The sequence below is a fragment of the Flavobacteriales bacterium genome, assembly GCA_030584065.1.
Classification (GTDB): Bacteria; Bacteroidota; Bacteroidia; order Flavobacteriales_F; family PHOS-HE28; genus PHOS-HE28.
In genome coordinates, this window is the sequence record CP129489.1 from 3,567,013 (window position 1) to 3,586,587 (window position 19,575).

The window sequence follows — 19,575 nt, forward strand, 5'->3', positions numbered from 1 at the left end:
GCGATGGCGGGTCAAGCCTGCTCAATGGCCCGCGTCAGCGCGATGAAGTCCGCCACGCTCAATTGCTCGGCGCGCCTGCCCGCATATTCAGCCGGCGGGGCGCCGGTCAGCTCCGGCAGCGGCTTCAGCGCATTGCGCAGGGTCTTGCGCCGCTGGTTGAAGGCGGTCTTCACCACCCGGAAGAAGAGCGCTTCATCGCAAGGCAGCCGCTCCACCCTGTTGCGCTTCATGCGGATCACGCTGCTGCGCACCTTGGGCGGCGGTATGAAGCTGCCGGGCTCCACATGGAAGAGCAGCTCCACATCATAATAGGCCTGGGCCAGCACGCTGGTGATGCCGTAGGTCTTGCTGCCGTGGGGCGCGCGGATGCGGTCGGCCACCTCTTTCTGGAACATGCCCACAAGCTCGGTGCACCGGTCGCGGTGCTCCAGCACCTTGAAGACGATCTGCGTGCTGATGTTGTAGGGGAAATTGCCCGCCACAGCGAATCGGCCTTCGGTCACGCCGTCCGGATCCATGCGGAGGAAGTCCTCCTCGCGCACGTCGATGCCGGGGTATTGCGCGCGCAGGTAGTGCACCGATTCACGGTCGACCTCGAAGCAGGTGGTGGTGAAGGCCTTGCGCGCGAGCAAGTGCTTGGTGAGCGCACCGGTGCCGGGCCCCACCTCGATCACGGTGGTGTAGCCGCCGTGACCGGTTAGGCCATCGGCAATGCGCTGCGCGATGCCGTCCTCCTTGAGGAAATGCTGGCCGAGATGCTTCTTCGGGGTTACCGCGTGCATCACCGGTCCACGGACTCAAGCAGGGTGCGGAAGGCGTGGAATCGACCGCCGAACGCCGCGTGTGCCTCGCCCTGCAGGCGCGGGGCATGCTCATCGCGGTACCGCTCGTAGGCGGCCATGTCGGCGGCGGTGTACTGGACGGCATAGGTGACCCCTCCCTCGTCGTCGGCGAGCACCTTGAACATGCGGCCGTCGAGGAAGAGGCCGGTGGCCATCACGCGGGGGATGTGCTCCTCGCGCATCCACGCCAGCCAGGCATCATGCGCGTCGTGGTCGATGCTCACGGTGACGTTGTAGACGATCATGGCTGCGGGGGCGGTTTCTGCTCGGGCAGGCTGTCGGGTGCATCGCCGCGGAGCTTGCGGTACCGGGCGCGCGCCTCCGGCACGAAGATGCTGCCGGTATGCTCGAAGAGCAGCTTCTCGTAGCGCGCCTTGGCTTTCTCCGGGTCCTGCAGGCGCTCCTCGTAGAGGCGGCCCAGGTCGAGGAGGGCGTTGTCCACGAGGATATCGATGGGGTAGAGCTCGATCACCTTCTCCAGGTGCTGCGCCGCCTCGGCATAGCGGTGGCGCGCCATGGCTATCCGGTAGCGCTCGTAGAGGGCATCGTCGCCCAGGCTGTGCTGGGGGAACTCCCGGTCCAGCGAATCGAGCGTGAGCAGCGCACGGTCATAGAGGTGCTGCACGCGAAGCAGTTCGGCACGGGCGAAGAAGGAGAGGGGCACGGCATTGCTGTCCACGCCCAGGTTGTCGGTGATGCGCAGGCTCAGCTCCATGGCATCGTTGGCGATGAGCTTGCTGGTGCTGGCCTTGAGCACCCCCAGTTGGGCCTGCGCCCACAGGAAGTCGCCCGTGTAGAAGGAGACCTTGGCGTTGCGCAGGCGCGCCTCGTGCCCGAGCAGGTCGTGCTTGAAGTCGAGGTCCACCTGGCTGTAGAGGAGCGAGGCCTCCCAGATGTCGCCGCTGATGAGGTGGATGTCGCCGAGCTCGAGCTTCACCTCGCCCTTGGTCTTGGCGTCGAGGCCCGGCAGCGCCAGCGCCTCCTCCAGCAGGGCCATGCCCTCCTGCGGGCGCTCCATGTAGTAGGCCTTCAGGTGCGCACGCTCGCGCAGGAGCGGCAGGGTGCCTTTGTTCAGCCCCATCTCCTCGATGGTGGAGGCCATGCGGCGGTCCAGGTCCTCGAGGGCCTCCGCAGCGGGCTCGGGCTGTTCGGTGAGCTGGGCATAGCGTGCGCTCACGGCGCCGGTGCGGGCCGTGAAATAGTTGGCATCGTTGCGCCCCAGGGCGATCACGTAGTCGTAGCAGCGGAAGGCTATGCCGTGCTCCTTGTTCGCCAGCGCGATGCGCGCAAGGTCCATGAGCCGCGCGCCGCCCTCGTCCAAGCGCTTGTCCAGCGCCTTGCTCTGCACGAATGCCGCTTCCAGGTCCTTCTGCTGGACGAGCATCCAGATGAGCAGCTCCTGGAAGATGGTGCGCGAGGGGTCGCGCTGGATGCGGCGCAGCAGCTCGGTGCGCAGCACCTCCGTGCGGGCATCGGCCTGGTCGAAGTCCAGGTGGCGCGAGAGGGCGTTCTGCACCGCCTGCACATAGGCCTCGTTGGCGGTGAGCAGGTCCATGTAGGCCGATACCATCCGCGGGGTGTCGCCCTTCATGCCGTGCAGGTTGGCGATCTCGAAATGGTAGCTCATGCCGTCCTGCGCGAGCCGCTGGCCGCGCTCGTAGGCCTGGAGCGCCAGGTCGAGCTTGTTGTAGCCGATGAAGGCATTGGCCACCGAGCGCACGCCGGCCTGGTCGCCGCGCAGCATCTTCAGGGCGCGGTCATACTCCTTCTGCGCACGCTCGGCATCGCCGCCCAGCTCCAGCACGCGGCCCAGGTCGATGGGATAGCGCGGATCATCGCCGTTGCGGCGCATGCGCTCCTTCACCAGCTTCTGCGCGCTATCCGTGTCGTTGGCGCCGAGGTGGCTCTTCAGCAGCTGCTCGTAGTAGTAATCCGTGGGCTGCTGGCGGTAGAGCCGTTCGTAGTAGAGCACGGCCTTTGCGAAGTCGCCCTGCTGGAAGTACTGCGCAGCCAGCTGCTCATCGGTTCCGGGCTGGGCCACGGAGCCCAGGGCCCAAAGAATCAAGGGCAGGAGGAGCGCGAGCCTTCTCATGGCAGCGGTGCGTTGGCCAGCAGTGCCTCCACCGTGTCGCGGCGGTCCCACGCGTGCTGCAGCAGCCGGTAATTGTCCATCACCGCATGCACGGCGGCGATGGTCTCCGCATGGCGGCGCTGCTCGGCGGCGATGAGCGCTCGCCCCTCCTCGGGGCCGATGGCGCCAGCGGCCAGGTCGGTGCGGAGCAGCCGCAGCCGCTCAGCGGCGGCCGAGAGCTCGGCGAGGATGCGTTCGTGGCCCTTGCCCATGTCGGCTGCGCGGCGCAGGGCGATCCACTGGCTGCCCAGGGCCTGTGCCGCATCGGGCGCCAGCGTGTCTGCGAGCCTTGCGCGGAAGCGCTCCTCGCTGAGCGCGAAGAGCGAATCGGCGCGGAGGTAGCGGTTGCGGTCCAGCTCGTTCAGGGTGAGCAGGGCGCCGTCGGTGGCGGTGATGAGCTGATCCACGGCGGTGAGCTGCGCGGGGTCTGGATCGGGAGAGCAGGCCATGAGCAGGGCGCTCGTGGCGAACGCAGCACTGCAGGCCGAGCGTATCCCTTGGGTCATTTCGTGATGAGCGCGAAGCCGGTGTAGGGCTGCAGCGCCTTGGGGATGCGGATGCCCTCGGGCGTCTGGTTGTTCTCCAGCAGGGCCGCCACGATCCGTGCCAGGGCGAGCGCGCTGCCGTTCAGCGTGTGGGCCAGGCGGGGCTTCTTGTCCTCGCCGCGGTAGCGGAGCTTCAGGCGGTTGCTCTGGAAGGTCTCGAAGTTGCTGATGCTGCTCACTTCCAGCCAGCGCTGCTGGGCGGCGCTGTACACCTCCATGTCGTAGGTCATGGCGCTGGCGAAGCCCATGTCGCCGCCGCAGAGCAGCAGCTGGCGGTACGGCAGCTCCAGGGCGCGCAGCAGGCCCTTCACATGCTCCACCATCTCCTCCAGGGCGGCGTAGCTGTCCTCGGGCTTCTCCACGCGCACGATCTCCACCTTGTCGAACTGGTGCACGCGGTTGAGGCCGCGCACATGGGCGCCGTAGCTGCCGGCCTCGCGGCGGAAGCAGGGGGTGTAGCCCACCAGCTTCACAGGCAGCTTGTCCGCGTCCACGATCTCGTCGCGGTAGAGGTTGGTGATGGGCACCTCGGCCGTGGGGATCAGGTACAGGTCATCCACGGTGGCATGGTACATCTGCCCCTCTTTGTCGGGCAGCTGGCCGGTGGCGAAGGCGCTTTCGGCGTTCACCAGGTGCGGGGGGATGATCTCGCGGTAGCCGGCCTTGGTGGCTTCGTCCAGGAAGAAGGCGATGAGCGCGCGCTGCAGGCGTGCGCCCTGGCCGCTGTACACAGGGAAGCCGGCGCCGGTGAGCTTAACGCCCAGGTCCATGTGCAGGAAGCCGTATTCCTCGCCCAGTTCCCAATGGGGCTTGGCATCGGGGCCCAGCGTGGGGATGGCGCCCTCCTGCATCACCACCGCATTGTCCTCCGGCGTCCGACCGGCCGGCACCTTCGGGTGCGGTGCATTGGGCAGGGTGACCAGGTGCTCCTGCAAGGCTTTCTCCGCGGCCTCGAGGCGGTCCTTCAGCGCTTGGATGCCGCTCTTCAGGTCGGTGCTCCGGGCCTTGGCGGCCTCGGCCTCATCCTTGCGGCCGCTCTTCATCAGTTCCCCGACGCTTCGGCTGATGGCATTCAGCTCCGCCTGCCTCCCATCCAGCTCGGTTTGGGTGGCACGCCGCTCATCGTCCAGGCTTCGCGCCTTGCCCACCATGCCCTGTGCATCGATGTTGCGCTTGCTCAGGCGGGCAATGGCCTCTTCATGGCGGTCCCTCAGGAAGTTCAGCTCCAGCATGTCGTGTCTTCGTTCGCGGTAAAGGTATCGGTCGTGCGGCGCAGCCGTTCAGCACGAAGCCCCTCCACCGGTGGGCGGAAGGGCTTCGCAATCGGTAGGGTCCGGTTACTCGGCCTTTTCGGCGGGCACCACGCTCACCACGCTGCGCTCGCCGCGCTTCTTCTCGAACTTCACCGTGCCATCGGCCATGGCGAAGAGCGTGTGGTCCACGCCGATCCCCACGTTGCGGCCGGGGTGGTGCTTGGTGCCGCGCTGGCGCACGATGATATTGCCGGCGATGGCCTTGCTGCCGCCGAAGATCTTGATGCCGAGCCGTTTCGAGTGCGACTCGCGTCCGTTCTGGGTACTGCCTTCACCTTTCTTGTGTGCCATGGCTGAGGGGGTCTGACGTGCCGGGCCGGGCCCAGCGGCTCGTTATGGTCTTGCTTACTTCGAATCGTCCTTCTTGGCGGCCTTCTTCGGGGCGGCTTTCTTGGCAGCGGCCTTCTTGGCCGGAGCGGCTTTCTTGGCGGCGGCCTTCTTGGCAGGGGCAGCCTCCTTGGCGGCGCTCTTCTTGGCCTTGGGCTCGGCGGCCTTCACCGCCTTGGGAGCGGGAGCGCTGCTCTTGCTGGCGTCGAACTTCTCGCCCTTGCCCAGGATGGCCTCGATCCACAGTTCCGTGAGGTACTGGCGGTGGCCGTTCATCTTCTGGTAGCCCTTGCGGCGCTTCTTCTTGAATACCAGAACCTTGTCGCCCTTGCCATGGCTCAGCACCTTGGCGGCGATGCGGACGCCCTCCACCGTGGGGGTGCCCACGCTCACGGTCTTGCCGTCGCTCACGAGCAGCACCTTATCCAGCTCCACGTGCTTGCCTTCCTCGGCTTCGAGGCGGTGCACCTTCAGCTTCTGGGCCTGCTCAACCTTGTATTGCTGGCCGGCGATATCGACAATGGCGTACATGGTCTTCCGAAAATGGGGTGCGAAAGTAGCGCTATTTCCGATCCTCACCAACAGGTGGATGTGCGCAAGGCGTCATTTGATTGATTCCCAAGCCCCAAACGGGCCTACAGCGGCTGGGGCACTCAGAGCTTGAAGGCCTTCTTCACAGCATCCACGGCGTTGAGCTCCTCCCAAGGGAAGAGCTTCACCTTCACCGTAGCTTCCTGGCCGGCGTTCCTGAAGGTCTTGGTCACCTCCTTGCACTCGCGGCCCATGTGGCCGTAGGCGGCCGTCTCGCTGTAGATGGGCGTGCGGAGCTTGAAGCGCTGCTCGATGAAGTAGGGGCGCATGTCGAACTCCTTCATGCCGCCGATCACGTCGGCGATCTGCCCGTCGGTCTTCTTCACCTTGCTGGTGCCGTAGGTGTTCACGTAGAAGCCCACGGGCTTGGCCACGCCGATGGCATAGGCCACCTGCACCAGGCATTCGTCGCACACGCCGGCCGCCACCAGGTGCTTGGCCACATGGCGCGCCGCGTAGGCCGCGCTGCGGTCCACCTTGCTGGGGTCCTTGCCGCTGAAGGCACCGCCGCCGTGCGCACCCTTGCCGCCGTAGGTGTCCACGATGATCTTGCGGCCGGTGAGGCCGGTGTCGCCATGCGGCCCCCCGATCACGAACTTCCCGGTGGGGTTGATGTGGTACTTGATGTCCTTGCCGAAGAGGGCCTGCACCCGCTTGGGCAGCTTCCTCATCACGCGGGGGATCAGGATCTCGATCACGTCCTTCTTGATGCGCGCCAGCATCTTCGCCTCCTTGTCGAAGTCGTCGTGCTGCGTGCTCACCACGATGGCGTCGATGCGCTTGGGCGTGTGGTCGTCGTTGTACTCGATGGTCACCTGGCTCTTGGCATCGGGGCGCAGGTAGGGCATCTTGCTGTTCTTCTCGCGGCGGATGGCGGCGAGCTCGCGCAGCAGGAGGTGGCTCAGCTCCAGCGGCAGCGGCATGAAGGTGTCGGTATCGCGGCAGGCGTAGCCGAACATCATGCCCTGGTCACCGGCGCCCTGCTCCTCGGGCTTCTTCCGCTCCACGCCCTGGTTGATGTCGGGGCTCTGCTCGTGGATGGCGCTGAGCACGCCGCAGCTGTGCGCCTCGAACATGTACTCGCTCTTGGTGTAGCCGATCTTCTCGATCACATCACGGGCGATCTGCTGCACGTCGAGGTAGGCCTTGCTCTTCACTTCGCCCGCCAGCACCACCTGGCCGGTGGTCACCAGCGTTTCGCAGGCCACCTTGCTGCTGGGGTCGAAGGCGAGGAAGTGGTCGATGAGGGCATCGCTGATCTGGTCGGCGACCTTGTCGGGGTGGCCTTCGCTGACGCTTTCCGAGGTGAAGAGGTAAGGCATGTGCGCGGTTGAATTTCAGGGCGGCAAAGGAAGGGGTTTGACCGATTCGCCGGCCACGGCTGCCCCTGCCGGTCACTGCCTGCGGCGGTGCACCTGCACGTAGGCGTTGCGGTGATCGGGCTCGAAGTGGTCCGCGAGCACCTGCCGCAGGGCACGCATGTCGCAGGCCGCGGTGTCAATGCCATGACCGAAGAGCGCGATGCGATCGATGACCGGCGGAGCGCCGGAGCGGATGTGCGCGTCGAGCCAATCGAGGCAGTTGACATGGCCTTCCATGAGCCCGCGCAGCTCCCTCGGCAGCTCCGGGCACCAGATCAAGGGGAAGTACCCCGTGGCGCACTCGTAGTTGTCCAGGAGCGTCACGGGCCGCTCCACGGTGAGCAGCGGCGCTGCATGGGCCATGAGCCAATTGCCGTCGCGGTTGATCGGCAGCACGGTGCTTCCCTCCGGCAGGTGCGCGGCCGCCTCGGCGAGCAGGTCGCGCTCCCAGGCCAACGGAGCGGCGGTGGCGCGGTAGTGCCCCAGCCGCGCCTGGTGCAGCAGCAGCAGCATGATCACGGGCAGGGCCGCCGCCACGGGCCGCACGGGCTGGAGTGCCATCCAGGCGATCAGCGGCAGCAGTGCCATCAGCTGGAGCCGCAGGGTGATGTAGCTGGCGAAGCCGGCCGAATCGGGCAGGAAGAAATAGAGGCCGAGGAGGAGGAGGGATGCCCCGAGCAGCGCATCGCCGGCCGCGATCCGCCAAGGGCGTTCCGCGGAGGCACGCCCGATCGCGGCAGCGGCCAGCGCCCCGACCAGGATGAGCTTGAGCGCATAGGAGAATTTCACCTCTTCGCCGCCGAAGAGCACAAGCACCCGCAGGTTGAACAGCTGGCGCAGGTTGTCCAGGGGGTCGACCGCCGACCAGGCGATGGCCTGGCCGGTACCGAAGCGCTGCATGAGCCAGAGGGCCGGCACCGCCATGGCCACGAATGCAGCCAGCGCGAGCCACGGCCGCGCGAAACGGACATCCTCCCTGGCGCGGAGGCCGAGCGCCACCGTCAGCTCATGGGCGCCGCAGAGCAGCAGGAAAAGCGGCAGGGCCATGGTGTGCGTGTACAGGATGACCAGTGAAGCAGGGAGGAGCAGTGCAGTGTGCCACCAGGTCACGCGTGCGCGGGAGATCCACGCGGCGGCCAGGAGCAATGCCAGCGACAGGCCCAGCAGGAAGTTGTGGAAGCCCATCAGCAGCAGGAAGTTCACCGTGAAGGGCAGCGCCATCAGGATGAGCGGGCTGGGCCGTCCGAAGGCTGCCGCCAAGGCCCAGGTCCCCAGGCCCAGGCCGAGGATGAGCGCGGCGAGGAATACCCGCTCGGCCACCAGCGGCGGAAGCACCTGGGCCAGTGCGCCGAGGGCCATGTGCCCGCCCGCATTCGGCACCAGGCCCGGGTTGCGGCAGAAGACGCCCTCCGGGATGCCCTCGAACAGCATGCGCGCCGTGTAGAGGTGCGTCCAGCCATCGAGCGAAGGGAAGAAGGGGATCACCACCACCCACGCCGCGCTCCCCAGGAAGGCAAGGGCGATAAGGAGGTTCACCCAGCGCGTGCGCAATGCCATCGGCCTCCTAGCGGTTGCCCGTGAGTTCCTTGAAGACCTCCTCCAGCCCGCGCTCGCTGCGCTGCATGCCCAGCACCTTCAGCCCCTGCTGCACGGCGAACTCGAAGATGGCGGGCCGGATGTCGCGGTCGGCAGGGTGCGCCAGCAGCCAAGTGCCGCCCTCCTTGCGCCGCGCGTTGAGCACACCCGCCACCTGGAGGAGCTCGTTGGCCTGCGGCGAGCGGTCGAACTCCACCTCGAGCACCGCCCCTTGGGCTTGGCGCCCGCGCAGGGTGCTGGCCTTGTCATCGGCCACGATGCGTCCCTTGTCGATGATGATCACGCGGTCGCAGATGGCCTCCACCTCCTGCATGATGTGCGTGCTGAGCATCACCGTCTTCTCGCGCCCCAGGCTCTTGATCAGCGCGCGGATGTCCACCAGCTGGTTGGGGTCGAGGCCGCTGGTGGGCTCGTCGAGGATCAGCACCTGCGGATCGTGGATGAGCGCTTGCGCCAGTCCCACGCGCTGGCGGTAGCCCTTGCTGAGCTGGCCGATGCGCTTGTGCTGTTCGGGCCCCAGGCCAACGCGCTGCACGAGCGCATCCACGCGCTTCGAGCGGTCGCGCAGCCCATGCACGCCCGCCACGAAGTCGAGGTGCTCGCGCACATACAGGTCGAGGTAGAGCGGGTTGTGCTCGGGGAGGTAGCCCACGCGGCGCCTCACCTCCATGCTGTGCGTCCGCGTGTCGAAGCCGCCCACGACGGCATCACCGCTGCTGGGCGGGATGAAGCAGGTGAGGATCTTCATCATCGTGCTCTTCCCGGCGCCGTTGGGCCCCAGGAAGCCCACCACCTCGCCGGCTCCGATCTCGAAGGAGGCGTCATCGAGCGCTTTCTGGGCACCGTAGAACTTGGTGATCCGGCGGACGGAAATGGACATGGGGCGAAGGTAGTCGGCTCCCAGCGGTCAGTCAGGCAGCTGCAGGATGGCGGCCCAAGCGGTCGCAAGGCGCTGTTCAAGCGTGCCCTCGATGATCCGGAAGGGCCTTGCGAGCCGCTGCAGCCGAGATGCGTAAGCCACGAAGAGCCGTTCCCGGTCGTGCGGATTCTCCCGGAGCGGATCGGGCTCCCAGGGGATGTCCGGCCGGCATAGCAGCCACAGGTCATAGCGGCGGCGCTCGCACTCCGCCACGATCCATGGGTCGCAGCGGCCGAACTTCTCCTCGGACCAGATGCGGATGGTGAGCAGGTCGGTGTCACAGAGGAGCAGGCCGCTGCCGGACCGCCCGCTGGCGTCGGCTTCCAGTTCCTCACGCTCGACCTGCAGCTTTGCGATCGTGAGCAGGTCCGCTTCCGCATAGGGCCGGCCGAGCCCGGTCAGGAATGCGCGCGCGGCCTCGGGCACCGCCGCAGCGCCCAGACGCTCGGAGAGTTCCAGGGCCAGCGTGGTCTTGCCGCTGCTCTCGGGGCCTACGATCGCGATCCGCCGCATCCGACGACAAAGTAACTTTCCATCACGGGCCGGGCAGCAGCGGTCGGCCCGGCCCTGTCATGGAAGGGAACCCAAACCCTCCACGCATGCGATCGCTCCCAACATTCCTCTGCCTCTTTTGCATGGTCTTCGGCGCCAGCGCCGCATTGCCGCCCGTTGCGCATGCCCCTTTGGGCAGGCACATGCAGGAGGTGAACGCCCAATGGCCGCAGATGGATCCGATTGGCGCCGCCGATGGCACCACCGCGCGGTTCGGCACGGAAGCGGATCGGATCCGCATGCACCTGCAGCTCGTGCGCGAGCGATTGGCCATGCGCTCCGGGCCTGCCTTGGATCCTTCGCAGCGCGCCAAGCGCGCCATGCTGCTGGGCAGGCTGGGCGACTACGCCGATGCGCGCACCTTCCCGCGCAATGAATCGGTCGCGCACCGCAACCCGGTCTTCATCGATGCCTACGGGAATGCCTGCGCGGTGGGCTGGCTGATGATCGAGAGCGGCCATGGCGAGCTGGCGCACCGCATCAGCGAAACGATGAACCTCGCCTATGTGCTTGAGATGCCCCGTTCGCCGCTATGGCCGCAGGTCGCCGCATGGGCGGATGCGCATGGATTCGATGCCGCCGAGCTCGCTTGGATACAGCCGGCCTATCCGCCCAATCTGCCCTGGCAGCCCTTGGGGGATGGAACGAACGGCACGGTGCGCGTGGCGCTGCCCCTATCGGATGGCCGTCTGCTCATCGCCGGTGATTTCACGGAGGCCGGAGGGATGGCCGCGAGCGGCGTGGCCATCTGGGATGGCTCGGCCCACCAGGCGCTGGGTGGCGGCGTGATGGGAACGGTGGCTTGCGCCGTGGAGCATGAAGGCGCGTTGTACGTAGGCGGAAGCGGCCTCAGCGGCGCAGCGGACCTCGGCAAGTGGAACGGGACCGCCTGGGAGTTCAGCACCGTGTTCGAGGGCAAGGCGCCACGGGTGACTGCGCTGCATGTCCACAACGGTGCATTGCATGCTGCGGGCACCATCGTGGGCTTCGCCGGCGAGAGCGATGGCGTGATGCGGTGGGAGGGCGGCCAATGGCAGCCGGTGGGCAGCCTGCTCAACGGTGCCGTGACCGCCCTGGCCTCGCATGCCGGTCGGCTGGTGGCCGCGGGTGAATTCACCGGCTTCGAGCTGGATCCGGTGCCGATGCTGCGGCATGTAGCGGAGCTGGAGGGCAATGAATGGAGCGAGCTGGTCGGCGGCCTTGATGCGCCGGTGCATGACCTGATGAGCGTCGAAGGCGTGCTCTATGCCGCCGGGGCCCTCTATGCCAACATCGCACCTGTCTTCGGCATGGCACGCCTGGCACCCGGTGGGGCGGCATGGGAGCTCCTGCTGCCGAACCTCAGCGGGTACATCCAGCCGTCCATCGGCCCTGCCCGCATCAACAGCATGGTGGAGCACGAAGGCGCCATCTACATCGCCGGGTCGTTCGTCAGCTACACCTTCGTCACCGTCGGCACCGGCATCGCCCGATGGTCCGGCATCGACCAGGTTGAGCCGCTGGGCATCCCTGAGCAGCCGGTGCTTGCCGTGGCGACCTACGCCGGTGAATTGGTGGCCGGCGGGGAGTTCTCGCAATGGCAGCCCTACATCACGAGCGTGGGCCTGGCGACGGGCATTGCCGATGAGCCCATGCAAGGGATGGTGACGGTGACGCCCAATCCGGCAGCGGACCGCGTTCGGATCGGTGGGGTGAAGGGCGCTGCAACCGCCGCGGTCCTCATCATGGATGCCTCCGGCCGTGCGGTGCAAGCGCCGCTCGAGCGGTTCTCGGATGCGGTGGTGGTGGATGCTTCCCGGTTGGCGGGCGGGGCCTATCTGGTCCGCATCGGGCACCCTGGGGCGTCCGTGCTCGCGCGGTTCGTGCGCGAGTGAGCGGATTCAGTCCACGGCTCAGGGAGCCCCTGCCAGCCGTCCTGTACGGGGTTGCGGCCGTGCCAGCTGCCTTCCGTGGACACCACGCTGAACCGGGCATACAGCTCCTCGCTGAAGCCCGCCGCTTGTCGCGTGCGCCGAACCGCCTGCGCATGGGGGGTGGAAGGCGCGTGGGCGAAGGCCATCATGTCCGCACGGGACCTCCATACGCTGAAGGTGGCCTGCTCCACCCAAGGCAGCTCTCCCACGCCCTTGGTGAACAGGAGCCCTTCGCGGCCCTGCAGGGAGCGCGCCACGCGCGCCACCTGCTGCCAGAACCCGATCACGTAGCCCGGCTTGATGGTGGCGCGGGTGAGGACCGCCAGAGGCGCATCGTCCGGTGCATCCGCTTGGGGTGCGAAGGGGTTCACACCTGACCACTGGCCGCGGCTCGAAGCGGGTCGCAGGTGCAGGGTGTACACCTCGGCGGAATGCGCCCGCCAGGCCGCATGCGCGGCATGCCCTGCATGGAAGCGGTCGGCGTCCTCATGCGAGGCCCAGCTGCCCAGCAGCGCATAGGTGCCGAAGTCGGGCCAGAAGCCGTAGCCGGAGCCGCCGCCCGTGCCCAGCAGCTTGAAGAAGCGGAGCCCCGAGACGGCCGCGAGGGGCTTCCGCATCTCCGCCATCTGCCGCATGCCCCACAGCCGGGCGTTGAAGCCGCTGTAGCGAAAGAAGGAGAGGGTGACGTGGGCACCGGCCGCAGGCATGAATGAGTGAACGATCCGGGCCTCGCAACTGTTCTCCCCACCGTGCGCAAGAAGGCCATCATCATCGGCTCCGGCATCGCTGGCATGGCGACCGCCATCCGCTTGGCGGCCAAGGGCCATGAAGTGGAGGTCTTCGAGGCCGCCGATGCCCCCGGTGGCAAGCTGGCCGAGTTCACCGAAGGCGGCTTCCGGTTCGACATGGGCCCTTCGCTATTCACGCGGCCCGATCTGGTGGAGGAGCTTTTCCGGGAGGCCGGCGTGGACATGGAGGGCCGGTTCCGCTTCGTCCGGCTGGAGGAGGCTAATCGGTACTTCTGGGAGGATGGCACGCGGGTCACCGGCTTCTGCGATGCCGATCGGTTCGCTGCCGAGCTGCAGGACCGATTGGGCGTACCTGTCGAACGCACCAAGGCCCATATCGCACGTGCGGTGGAGCTGCTGGGCACCACCGGACGCACATTCCTGGAGCATTCGCTGCACCGCATGGACACCGTGTTGCGCGGCGGCTTCCTCAAGGCCCTGGCTAGCGCCCGCCCGACAGAGCTCATGGGCACCCTGGACAGCGTGAACCGGACCGCCCTCGGCGACCACCCGAAGGCCGTGCAGCTCTTCAACCGCTTCGCCACTTACAATGGCAGCAATCCGTTCACCACGCCGGGGCTGATGCGCATGATTCCCGGTCTGGAGCACGGGCAGGGCGCCTTCTACCCGGTGGGCGGCATGTACGCCATCGCCCGGGCGCTGCACCTGCTGGCCGTTGACCTCGGCGTCCGGTTCAGGTTCGGCACGCCGGTGGAGCGCATCCTCCTCGATGAAGAGGACCGTCGCGCAAGGGGGGTGCGTGCCGCCGGCCGTGACCATGCGGCGGAGCTGGTGGTGAGCAACATGGACATCGTTCCCACCTACCGGAAACTGCTTCCCGGACTGAAGGCCCCCGAGCGCACGCTGGCCCAGGAGCGCAGCAGCAGCGCCTTGGTATTCTATTGGGGCGTGCGCGGCAGCTTCCCGGAGCTCGGCCTGCACAACATCCTCTTCAGCAACGATTATACTGCCGAGTTCGATCACCTTTTCGGGAAGCTGGCGGTCTATGATGACCCCACGGTGTACATCAACATCACCAGCAAGTTCACGCCCGGCGATGCGCCTGCGGGGTGCGAGAACTGGTTCACCATGATCAATGCCCCGCGCGATGCCGGCCAGGACCGCGCCACGCTGGTGCACCAGGCGCGCCGGGCCATCACCGCCAAGGTGAAGCGTACGCTGGGCGTCGATGTGGAGCCCTTGATCGCCGTGGAGCGGGTGCTCGACCCGCGGATGATCGCCGAGCGCACCTCCAGCTGGCAGGGCTCGCTGTATGGCACCAGCAGCAATTCGCGCTGGTCCGCCTTCCTGCGCCATCCCAATTTCCACAGCAGCATACAGGGCCTCTTCTTCTGCGGGGGGAGCGTCCACCCGGGTGGCGGCATCCCCCTGGCGCTGCTCAGTGCCCGCATCGTTGCCTCCCTCATCCCGGCGGCTTCGCCGCAACGAACCCCCGCAAGCGCATGAGAGCCCTCGTACAGCGCCTCGACCGGCGCCATGCCACCGGACTGGTGCTGATCCTCCACCTGGTGGGCCTCGTGGCCCTGGCCACGCCCCTGGCCCCGCATGTGCTCCCGCTCACGCCGATCAACCTATTGCTCACGGCGGCGGCCATGGTGCTCTTCGCCAACCTTGATCGACGCACGGTGGCCCTGGCCTTGTTGGTGGGCGCCCTGGGTTATTCCGTGGAAGTGCTGGGCGTGTGGACGGGCCGTGTCTTCGGTTCCTACACCTACGGCGATGTGCTCGGCGTCAAGCTGCTCAACGTCCCCTTGCTCATCGGCCTCAACTGGAGCATGCTTGTCTTCGCCATCGGCGCCGTCCTGGAGCGCCTGCGCCTTCCGGTGTGGCTGAAGGTGGCGGCGGGCAGCGCAGCCATGGTGGCGCTCGACCTGCTCATTGAGCCCGTGGCCGTGCACCTCGGCTTCTGGACCTGGGCGCAGGGCGACATCCCGCTGCAGAACTACCTCGCGTGGGGAGGGGTGAGCGCGGTCTTCTTCACGCTCTTCTTCGCCGCTCCGGTGCGGCGCGAGAATCCGCTGGGCCCTGCCGTGCTGCTGGCGCAGGTGGTTTTCTTTGCCGGGCTCAACCTGGTGCTGGGCGCCGTGTGATGGAGCACTACTACTACCTCGGCCTCGACCTCTTCACCCTGTCGTTCCCGCTGCTGCGGAGCTTCGAGCCCAAGCTGCAGTACTGGCGCAAGTGGCCAGGCCTCTTCACCGGCATCGCGGTGATGGCCACCGTCTTCCTCATCTGGGACGCCATCTTCACCGCCCATGGGGTGTGGGGATTCAACCCGCGCTACCTCACCGGCCCGAAGTTCTTCCACCTGCCCATCGAGGAGTGGCTCTTCTTCCTGGTGGTGCCCTACAGCTGCGTGTTCATCTATGAGGCCCTGCGCCATTATGTGCGGCGCGACATCCTGGGGAGGGTGGCACGGCCGCTGAGCATCGCCCTCATCGCGGTGCTGCTCGTGGTCGGTGGGCTCCACATCGACCGCATCTACACCGCCATCACCTTCCTCAGCACGGCCGCCATGCTGGCCTTGCATGTGTTCGTGTTGAAGAGCCCTTACCTCGGGCGGTTCTATCTGGGCTATGCCGTGAGCCTAATCCCCTTCTTCCTGGTGAACGGCATCCTCACCGGCTGGCTGCTCGAGGAGCCCATCGTGTGGTACAACGATGCGGAGAACCTCGGCATCCGCCTCAACACGATTCCTATCGAGGACAGTCAGTACCTGCTCTTCTTCCTGCTGCTCACCATCACTTTCTACGAGCGGCCGCTGAAGCGGGGGCATGGCGACCTGCCGCCGGTGGATCAGCCCTGAGCCGCCTTCCACGTCCGGTGCCATCGGACCAGCGCGGAGATGGAGAGCCCCACGTAGATGATGTAGAGCGCCGCGTACCACCACATGCCGAGCAGCGCATAGAGCGCGATGGCCACGGCATCCGCCGCGATCCAGTAGGCCCAGTTCTCGAGGATCTTGCGGGCCAGCATCCATGTGGCGAGCAGGCTGAAGGCGGTGGCAAAGCCGTCCAGCCCGGTGAGCCGGGCATCGGGAAGCAGGCGGAGGGCCAGGGCAAGGCAGAGCGTGAGCAGTGCGCCAAGGGCCACGATGCCTAGATGGAAGCGCGGCTTGCGGCGGGTGATGGGCAAGGCATCTGAGCTGCTCCGGCCCCAGGTCCTCCAGCCGTAGACGCCCATGCCGACATAGAAGGCGTTGAGCGCCACTTGGGCATACACCTGTTGGTGGAGGAACAGGGCGACACCCAGCGCCGAGGCGACGATGCCGAACAGCCAGCCCACGCGCCGCTCATAGAGCATCAGCACGGTGTAAGTCAGGTTGCCCGCGGCGGCGGCGGCTTCGATAGCGGTCCAGGCCAAGGTGGTCGGGGTGGGTGAGAGCGGGTCGAGGGGGCGCGACAACCGGGTGTTCACCCCCGGCTGCAGCGTGGCAGGGGCGCTACATGCCGCAGTCGCACGGTGCGCTGAAGTGGATCTTGGTCTTCGGCAGCAGTTCCTGGATGCGGTCCATCTCCTCCTGGCTGTACTGGATGTTCCGCAGGTCCAGGAAGCGCAGGGCGTCCATGTCGCCCAGCTCCCTCGGGAAGTCGGCCACGTCGGTATCCCAGAGGTCGAGCGAAACGAGCTGCTTGAGCCCGCCGGCGCACTTGGGCACAGCGGCGATGTCGTTGCGGCTCAGGTCCAGGCGCTTCAGGTGCCGCCACTTGCATACGGCTTCTGGGAACTGCGACAGGCGGTTGCGTGAGGCGCGGAACTCCTGCATGGCGGTGAGCTCGCCGAGCCATGCGGGGAGTTCCTTCAGCCTGTTGCCGCTGAGGTCGAGCGCGTTCAGGCGGTTCAGCTGGCGGATGCCCTCGGGCACCGCCTTCAGTTTCTGGCCCGAGAGGTCGAGCCGGTAGACCCGGTCCGGCTCGGCCAGGGCCCGCTCCAGGCTGCGGTAGGTGCGGGTGGAATCGAGCGCCGCTTGCGAGAGCAATTGCGCCCGGGCCGCAGCGGCCGTCAGCAGCAGAAGGGCGGTGAGCAGCGCGTGGCGCATCAGTGCAGGGGTTCGTTGATCCGTTGCATGGCGATGCGCCGGTCCGCATGCAGCTGCTGCGTGAGGGCCTCCAGGCTCTCGAAGCGCTGGTCGCCACGGATCCGGTCGATGAAACGCACGGTAATGGCTTCGCCGTACAGATCGCGGTCCAGATCGAAGATGTTGACCTCCACGTTGCGGTGGGCAGCACCCGCCAGGGTGGGCCGTTCGCCGATGTAGAGCATGCCGCCGTGCAGGCCGTCCTTCAGCGCCACCTCCACGGCATAGACCCCGTCGGCCGGAATGAGCTTCTGCGGATCGATGGCCCCGATGTTGGCGGTGGGATAGCCCATGGTGCGGCCCAGCTGGTCGCCCTTCACCACCACGCCGGTCAAGGGGTAGCGGTAGCCGAGCAGCTCATTGGCGGCGCGGGCCTCGCCGATCAGCAGTGCCTGGCGGATCTTGGTGCTGCTCACCTTCACCCGGTCGACTTCCTGAGCGGGGATCTCCTCCACCGCGATGTCGTAGGCCTCCCCCAGCTGGCGCAGCAGCACGAGGTCGCCCTCGCGGTTGCGGCCGAACCGGTGGTCGTATCCGATGACGACGGCGCGCACGCCGATGGCGCCCACGAGCACGTCGCGGACGTAATCGATGGCGTGCATGCGCGAGAATTGGCGGCTGAAGGGGACTACCAGCAGGTGGTCGAGGCCGGCGGCCTCCAACAGGACGCGCTTCTCTTCCTGGGTGCTCAGCAGCTTCAGCTCATCATCGCCGGGGAAAAGCACCATGCGGGGATGCGGATGGAAGGTGAAGAGCACGCTCTCGCCCTCCTCTTTCCGGGCCCGTGCGATGAGCCGGTCGATGATCGCGCGGTGGCCGCGATGCACGCCGTCGAAGGTGCCCGTGGTGAGCACGGGCCGCTTCACGCCCTTGAAATCGGCGATGTCGGTGTGTACCTGCATGGTTGGGGCGAAGGTCGGGCCTGCCGGCCACAAGGCCCCCTCCCGGGGCGGGCCACCCGTCATGAACACCTGTTGAGAACCGCCGTTGGTCCTTCTCCGGGGAACCCCTACCTTCGCGGCCGCAAAACGGAGGTACGCCCTCACGAACAGTCCAACTTCCTCATGTCCAAGCACATCGGAAAGGTCGTCCAGGTCATCGGACCGGTGGTCGACGTACGCTTCGAGGCCGGCAATGACCTGCCCAACATCTACGACGCGCTCCACATCACTCGCCCTGACGGGTCGGTGCTGGTGCTGGAGACCCAGCAGCTGATCGGCGAGGACACCGTTCGGGCCATCTCCATGGAGAGCACGGACGGCCTGCAGCGCGGGGCCGAGGTGGTGGGCCAGGGCAGGCCCATCAGCATGCCCATCGGTGATGCCATCAAGGGCCGCCTATTCAACGTGACCGGCCAGGCCATCGACGGCATGAAGCCCGTGGGCTCGGGCAAGAGCTATCCCATCCACCGCGAGGCCCCCAAGTTCGAGGAACTGAGCACCAGCACCGAGGTGCTCTTCACCGGAATCAAGGTGATCGACCTCATCGAGCCCTACGCCAAGGGCGGCAAGATCGGTCTGTTCGGCGGCGCTGGCGTGGGCAAGACGGTGCTCATCCAGGAGCTGATCAACAACATCGCCAAGGGCTACAGCGGCTACAGCGTGTTCGCTGGCGTGGGCGAGCGCACCCGTGAGGGCAACGACCTGCTGCGCGAGATGATCGAGGCCGGCATCATCAAGTACGGCGAAGAGTTCAAGCACAGCATGGAGCACGGCGGCTGGGACCTGAGCAAGGTGAACTACGACGACCTCGCCTCCAGCCAAGCCACCTTCATCTTCGGACAGATGAACGAGCCGCCCGGCGCCCGCGCCCGCGTGGCCCTGAGCGGCCTCACCCTCGCCGAGTACTTCCGCGATGGCGATGAGCAGAGCGGCGGCCGCGACATCCTCTTCTTCGTGGACAACATCTTCCGCTTCACCCAGGCCGGTTCCGAGGTGAGCGCGCTGCTGGGCCGCATGCCCAGCGCCGTGGGCTACCAGCCCACTCTGGCCACCGAGATGGGCGCCATGCAGGAGCGCATCACCTCCACCAAGCGCGGCTCCATCACCTCGGTGCAGGCCGTGTACGTGCCCGCGGACGACCTGACCGACCCCGCCCCCGCCACCACCTTCGCGCACCTCGACGCCACCACGGTGCTGAGCCGCAAGATCGCCGAGCTCGGCATTTATCCCTCGGTGGACCCCTTGGACAGCACCAGCCGGATCCTCACCCCGGCCATCGTGGGCGCCGAGCACTACAACTGCGCCCAGCGCGTGAAGGCCATCCTGCAGCGCTACAAGGAGCTGCAGGACATTATCGCCATCCTCGGCATGGACGAGCTGAGCGAGGAGGATAAAATGGCCGTGAACCGCGCCCGCAAGGTGCAGCGCTTCCTCAGCCAGCCCTTCTTCGTGGCCGAGCAGTTCACCGGCCTCAAGGGCGTGATGGTGCCCATCGAGGAGACCATCAAGGGCTTCAACATGATCCTCGACGGCGAGATGGACGAGTACCCCGAGACGGCCTTCAACCTGAAGGGCAGCATCGAGGACGTGATCGCCGCCGGTAAGAAGATGCTCGCAGAAGCCGCGAAGGCCTAAGCCCGTTGCACCGCCCGTAGAA

General features: G+C 66.8%; 20 protein-coding genes. 5 read left to right on the top strand and 15 right to left on the bottom strand.

Going from position 1 to position 19,575, the window contains the following annotated elements:
- Positions 1 to 11: 11 nt before the first annotated feature.
- The 11 genes from rsmA to QY325_14865 all read right to left on the bottom strand — a co-directional run bounded on the left by rsmA (position 12) and on the right by QY325_14865 (position 10,138).
- Positions 12 to 782 carry a 16S rRNA (adenine(1518)-N(6)/adenine(1519)-N(6))-dimethyltransferase RsmA gene (gene rsmA, locus QY325_14815; protein WKZ66028.1) on the bottom strand — a complete coding sequence of 257 codons (771 nt, stop codon included), beginning with the start codon at positions 780 to 782 and terminating at the stop codon, positions 12 to 14.
- On the bottom strand, positions 782 to 1,087 hold the full coding sequence (locus tag QY325_14820; GenBank protein WKZ66029.1) for a DUF4286 family protein: 306 nt from the start codon (positions 1,085 to 1,087) through the stop codon (positions 782 to 784). Before QY325_14820 ends, rsmA begins: the two co-directional genes overlap by 1 nt.
- Positions 1,084 to 2,934, bottom strand: coding sequence for a tetratricopeptide repeat protein (locus tag QY325_14825; GenBank protein ID WKZ66030.1), 1,851 nt, complete (start codon positions 2,932 to 2,934; stop codon positions 1,084 to 1,086). Before QY325_14825 ends, QY325_14820 begins: the two co-directional genes overlap by 4 nt.
- The gene (locus QY325_14830) at positions 2,931 to 3,479 is read right to left on the bottom strand and encodes a hypothetical protein (protein ID WKZ66031.1); all 549 of its coding nucleotides are present in this window, start codon (positions 3,477 to 3,479) and stop codon (positions 2,931 to 2,933) included. Before QY325_14830 ends, QY325_14825 begins: the two co-directional genes overlap by 4 nt.
- Positions 3,476 to 4,750: a serine--tRNA ligase gene (serS, locus tag QY325_14835; protein ID WKZ66032.1), complete on the bottom strand. Its 1,275-nt coding sequence runs from the start codon at positions 4,748 to 4,750 to the stop codon at positions 3,476 to 3,478. Before serS ends, QY325_14830 begins: the two co-directional genes overlap by 4 nt.
- 105 nt (positions 4,751 to 4,855) lie before the next feature.
- On the bottom strand, positions 4,856 to 5,122 hold the full coding sequence (rpmA, locus tag QY325_14840; protein ID WKZ66033.1) for a 50S ribosomal protein L27: 267 nt from the start codon (positions 5,120 to 5,122) through the stop codon (positions 4,856 to 4,858).
- A gap of 54 nt (positions 5,123 to 5,176) precedes the next feature.
- Positions 5,177 to 5,689 (bottom strand): 50S ribosomal protein L21, encoded by a 513-nt coding sequence (gene rplU, locus QY325_14845; protein WKZ66034.1) that lies wholly within the window; start codon positions 5,687 to 5,689, stop codon positions 5,177 to 5,179.
- 122 nt (positions 5,690 to 5,811) lie between these two features.
- Positions 5,812 to 7,071, bottom strand: a complete 1,260-nt coding sequence (gene metK / locus QY325_14850) for a methionine adenosyltransferase (protein ID WKZ66035.1) — start codon at positions 7,069 to 7,071, stop codon at positions 5,812 to 5,814.
- A gap of 72 nt (positions 7,072 to 7,143) precedes the next feature.
- Positions 7,144 to 8,667 (bottom strand): hypothetical protein, encoded by a 1,524-nt coding sequence (locus QY325_14855; protein WKZ66036.1) that lies wholly within the window; start codon positions 8,665 to 8,667, stop codon positions 7,144 to 7,146.
- Positions 8,668 to 8,674: 7 nt separating this feature from the next.
- A complete protein-coding gene (gene gldA, locus QY325_14860) occupies positions 8,675 to 9,586 on the bottom strand; it encodes a gliding motility-associated ABC transporter ATP-binding subunit GldA (GenBank protein ID WKZ66037.1) in 912 nt (303 codons plus the stop codon).
- Positions 9,587 to 9,613: 27 nt separating this feature from the next.
- On the bottom strand, positions 9,614 to 10,138 hold the full coding sequence (locus QY325_14865; GenBank protein ID WKZ66038.1) for an ATP-binding protein: 525 nt from the start codon (positions 10,136 to 10,138) through the stop codon (positions 9,614 to 9,616).
- Between the two features lie 86 nt (positions 10,139 to 10,224).
- Here QY325_14865 and QY325_14870 point away from each other — a divergent pair, with 86 nt between their 5' ends.
- Positions 10,225 to 12,051 carry a T9SS type A sorting domain-containing protein gene (locus tag QY325_14870; protein WKZ66039.1) on the top strand — a complete coding sequence of 609 codons (1,827 nt, stop codon included), beginning with the start codon at positions 10,225 to 10,227 and terminating at the stop codon, positions 12,049 to 12,051.
- Here the strand turns inward: QY325_14870 and QY325_14875 are convergent.
- On the bottom strand, positions 11,991 to 12,797 hold the full coding sequence (locus QY325_14875; GenBank protein WKZ66040.1) for a hypothetical protein: 807 nt from the start codon (positions 12,795 to 12,797) through the stop codon (positions 11,991 to 11,993). The two genes, QY325_14870 and QY325_14875, sit on opposite strands and share 61 nt — an antisense overlap.
- A gap of 42 nt (positions 12,798 to 12,839) precedes the next feature.
- Here QY325_14875 and crtI point away from each other — a divergent pair, with 42 nt between their 5' ends.
- From crtI to QY325_14890, 3 genes are read left to right on the top strand one after another with little or no spacing between them, the layout of a single operon-like run.
- Positions 12,840 to 14,345 carry a phytoene desaturase family protein gene (crtI, locus tag QY325_14880; GenBank protein ID WKZ66041.1) on the top strand — a complete coding sequence of 502 codons (1,506 nt, stop codon included), beginning with the start codon at positions 12,840 to 12,842 and terminating at the stop codon, positions 14,343 to 14,345.
- The gene (locus QY325_14885; protein WKZ66042.1) at positions 14,342 to 14,989 is read left to right on the top strand and encodes a carotenoid biosynthesis protein; all 648 of its coding nucleotides are present in this window, start codon (positions 14,342 to 14,344) and stop codon (positions 14,987 to 14,989) included. The genes crtI and QY325_14885 overlap by 4 nt, the downstream gene beginning before the upstream one ends.
- Entirely contained in the window at positions 14,989 to 15,705 is a 717-nt protein-coding gene (locus tag QY325_14890) for a lycopene cyclase domain-containing protein (protein WKZ67992.1), read from the top strand. The genes QY325_14885 and QY325_14890 overlap by 1 nt, the downstream gene beginning before the upstream one ends.
- On the opposite strand, the gene pnuC is transcribed toward QY325_14890, so the two are convergent.
- From pnuC to QY325_14905, 3 genes are read right to left on the bottom strand one after another with little or no spacing between them, the layout of a single operon-like run.
- On the bottom strand, positions 15,696 to 16,316 hold the full coding sequence (pnuC, locus tag QY325_14895) for a nicotinamide riboside transporter PnuC (GenBank protein WKZ66043.1): 621 nt from the start codon (positions 16,314 to 16,316) through the stop codon (positions 15,696 to 15,698). The genes QY325_14890 and pnuC overlap by 10 nt on opposite strands.
- A gap of 25 nt (positions 16,317 to 16,341) precedes the next feature.
- The gene (locus QY325_14900; protein WKZ66044.1) at positions 16,342 to 16,938 is read right to left on the bottom strand and encodes a leucine-rich repeat domain-containing protein; all 597 of its coding nucleotides are present in this window, start codon (positions 16,936 to 16,938) and stop codon (positions 16,342 to 16,344) included.
- A complete protein-coding gene (locus tag QY325_14905) occupies positions 16,938 to 17,879 on the bottom strand; it encodes a bifunctional riboflavin kinase/FAD synthetase (protein WKZ66045.1) in 942 nt (313 codons plus the stop codon). The genes QY325_14900 and QY325_14905 overlap by 1 nt, the downstream gene beginning before the upstream one ends.
- 162 nt (positions 17,880 to 18,041) lie before the next feature.
- Here QY325_14905 and atpD point away from each other — a divergent pair, with 162 nt between their 5' ends.
- The gene (gene atpD, locus QY325_14910) at positions 18,042 to 19,553 is read left to right on the top strand and encodes a F0F1 ATP synthase subunit beta (GenBank protein ID WKZ66046.1); all 1,512 of its coding nucleotides are present in this window, start codon (positions 18,042 to 18,044) and stop codon (positions 19,551 to 19,553) included.
- Positions 19,554 to 19,575 lie beyond the last annotated feature (22 nt).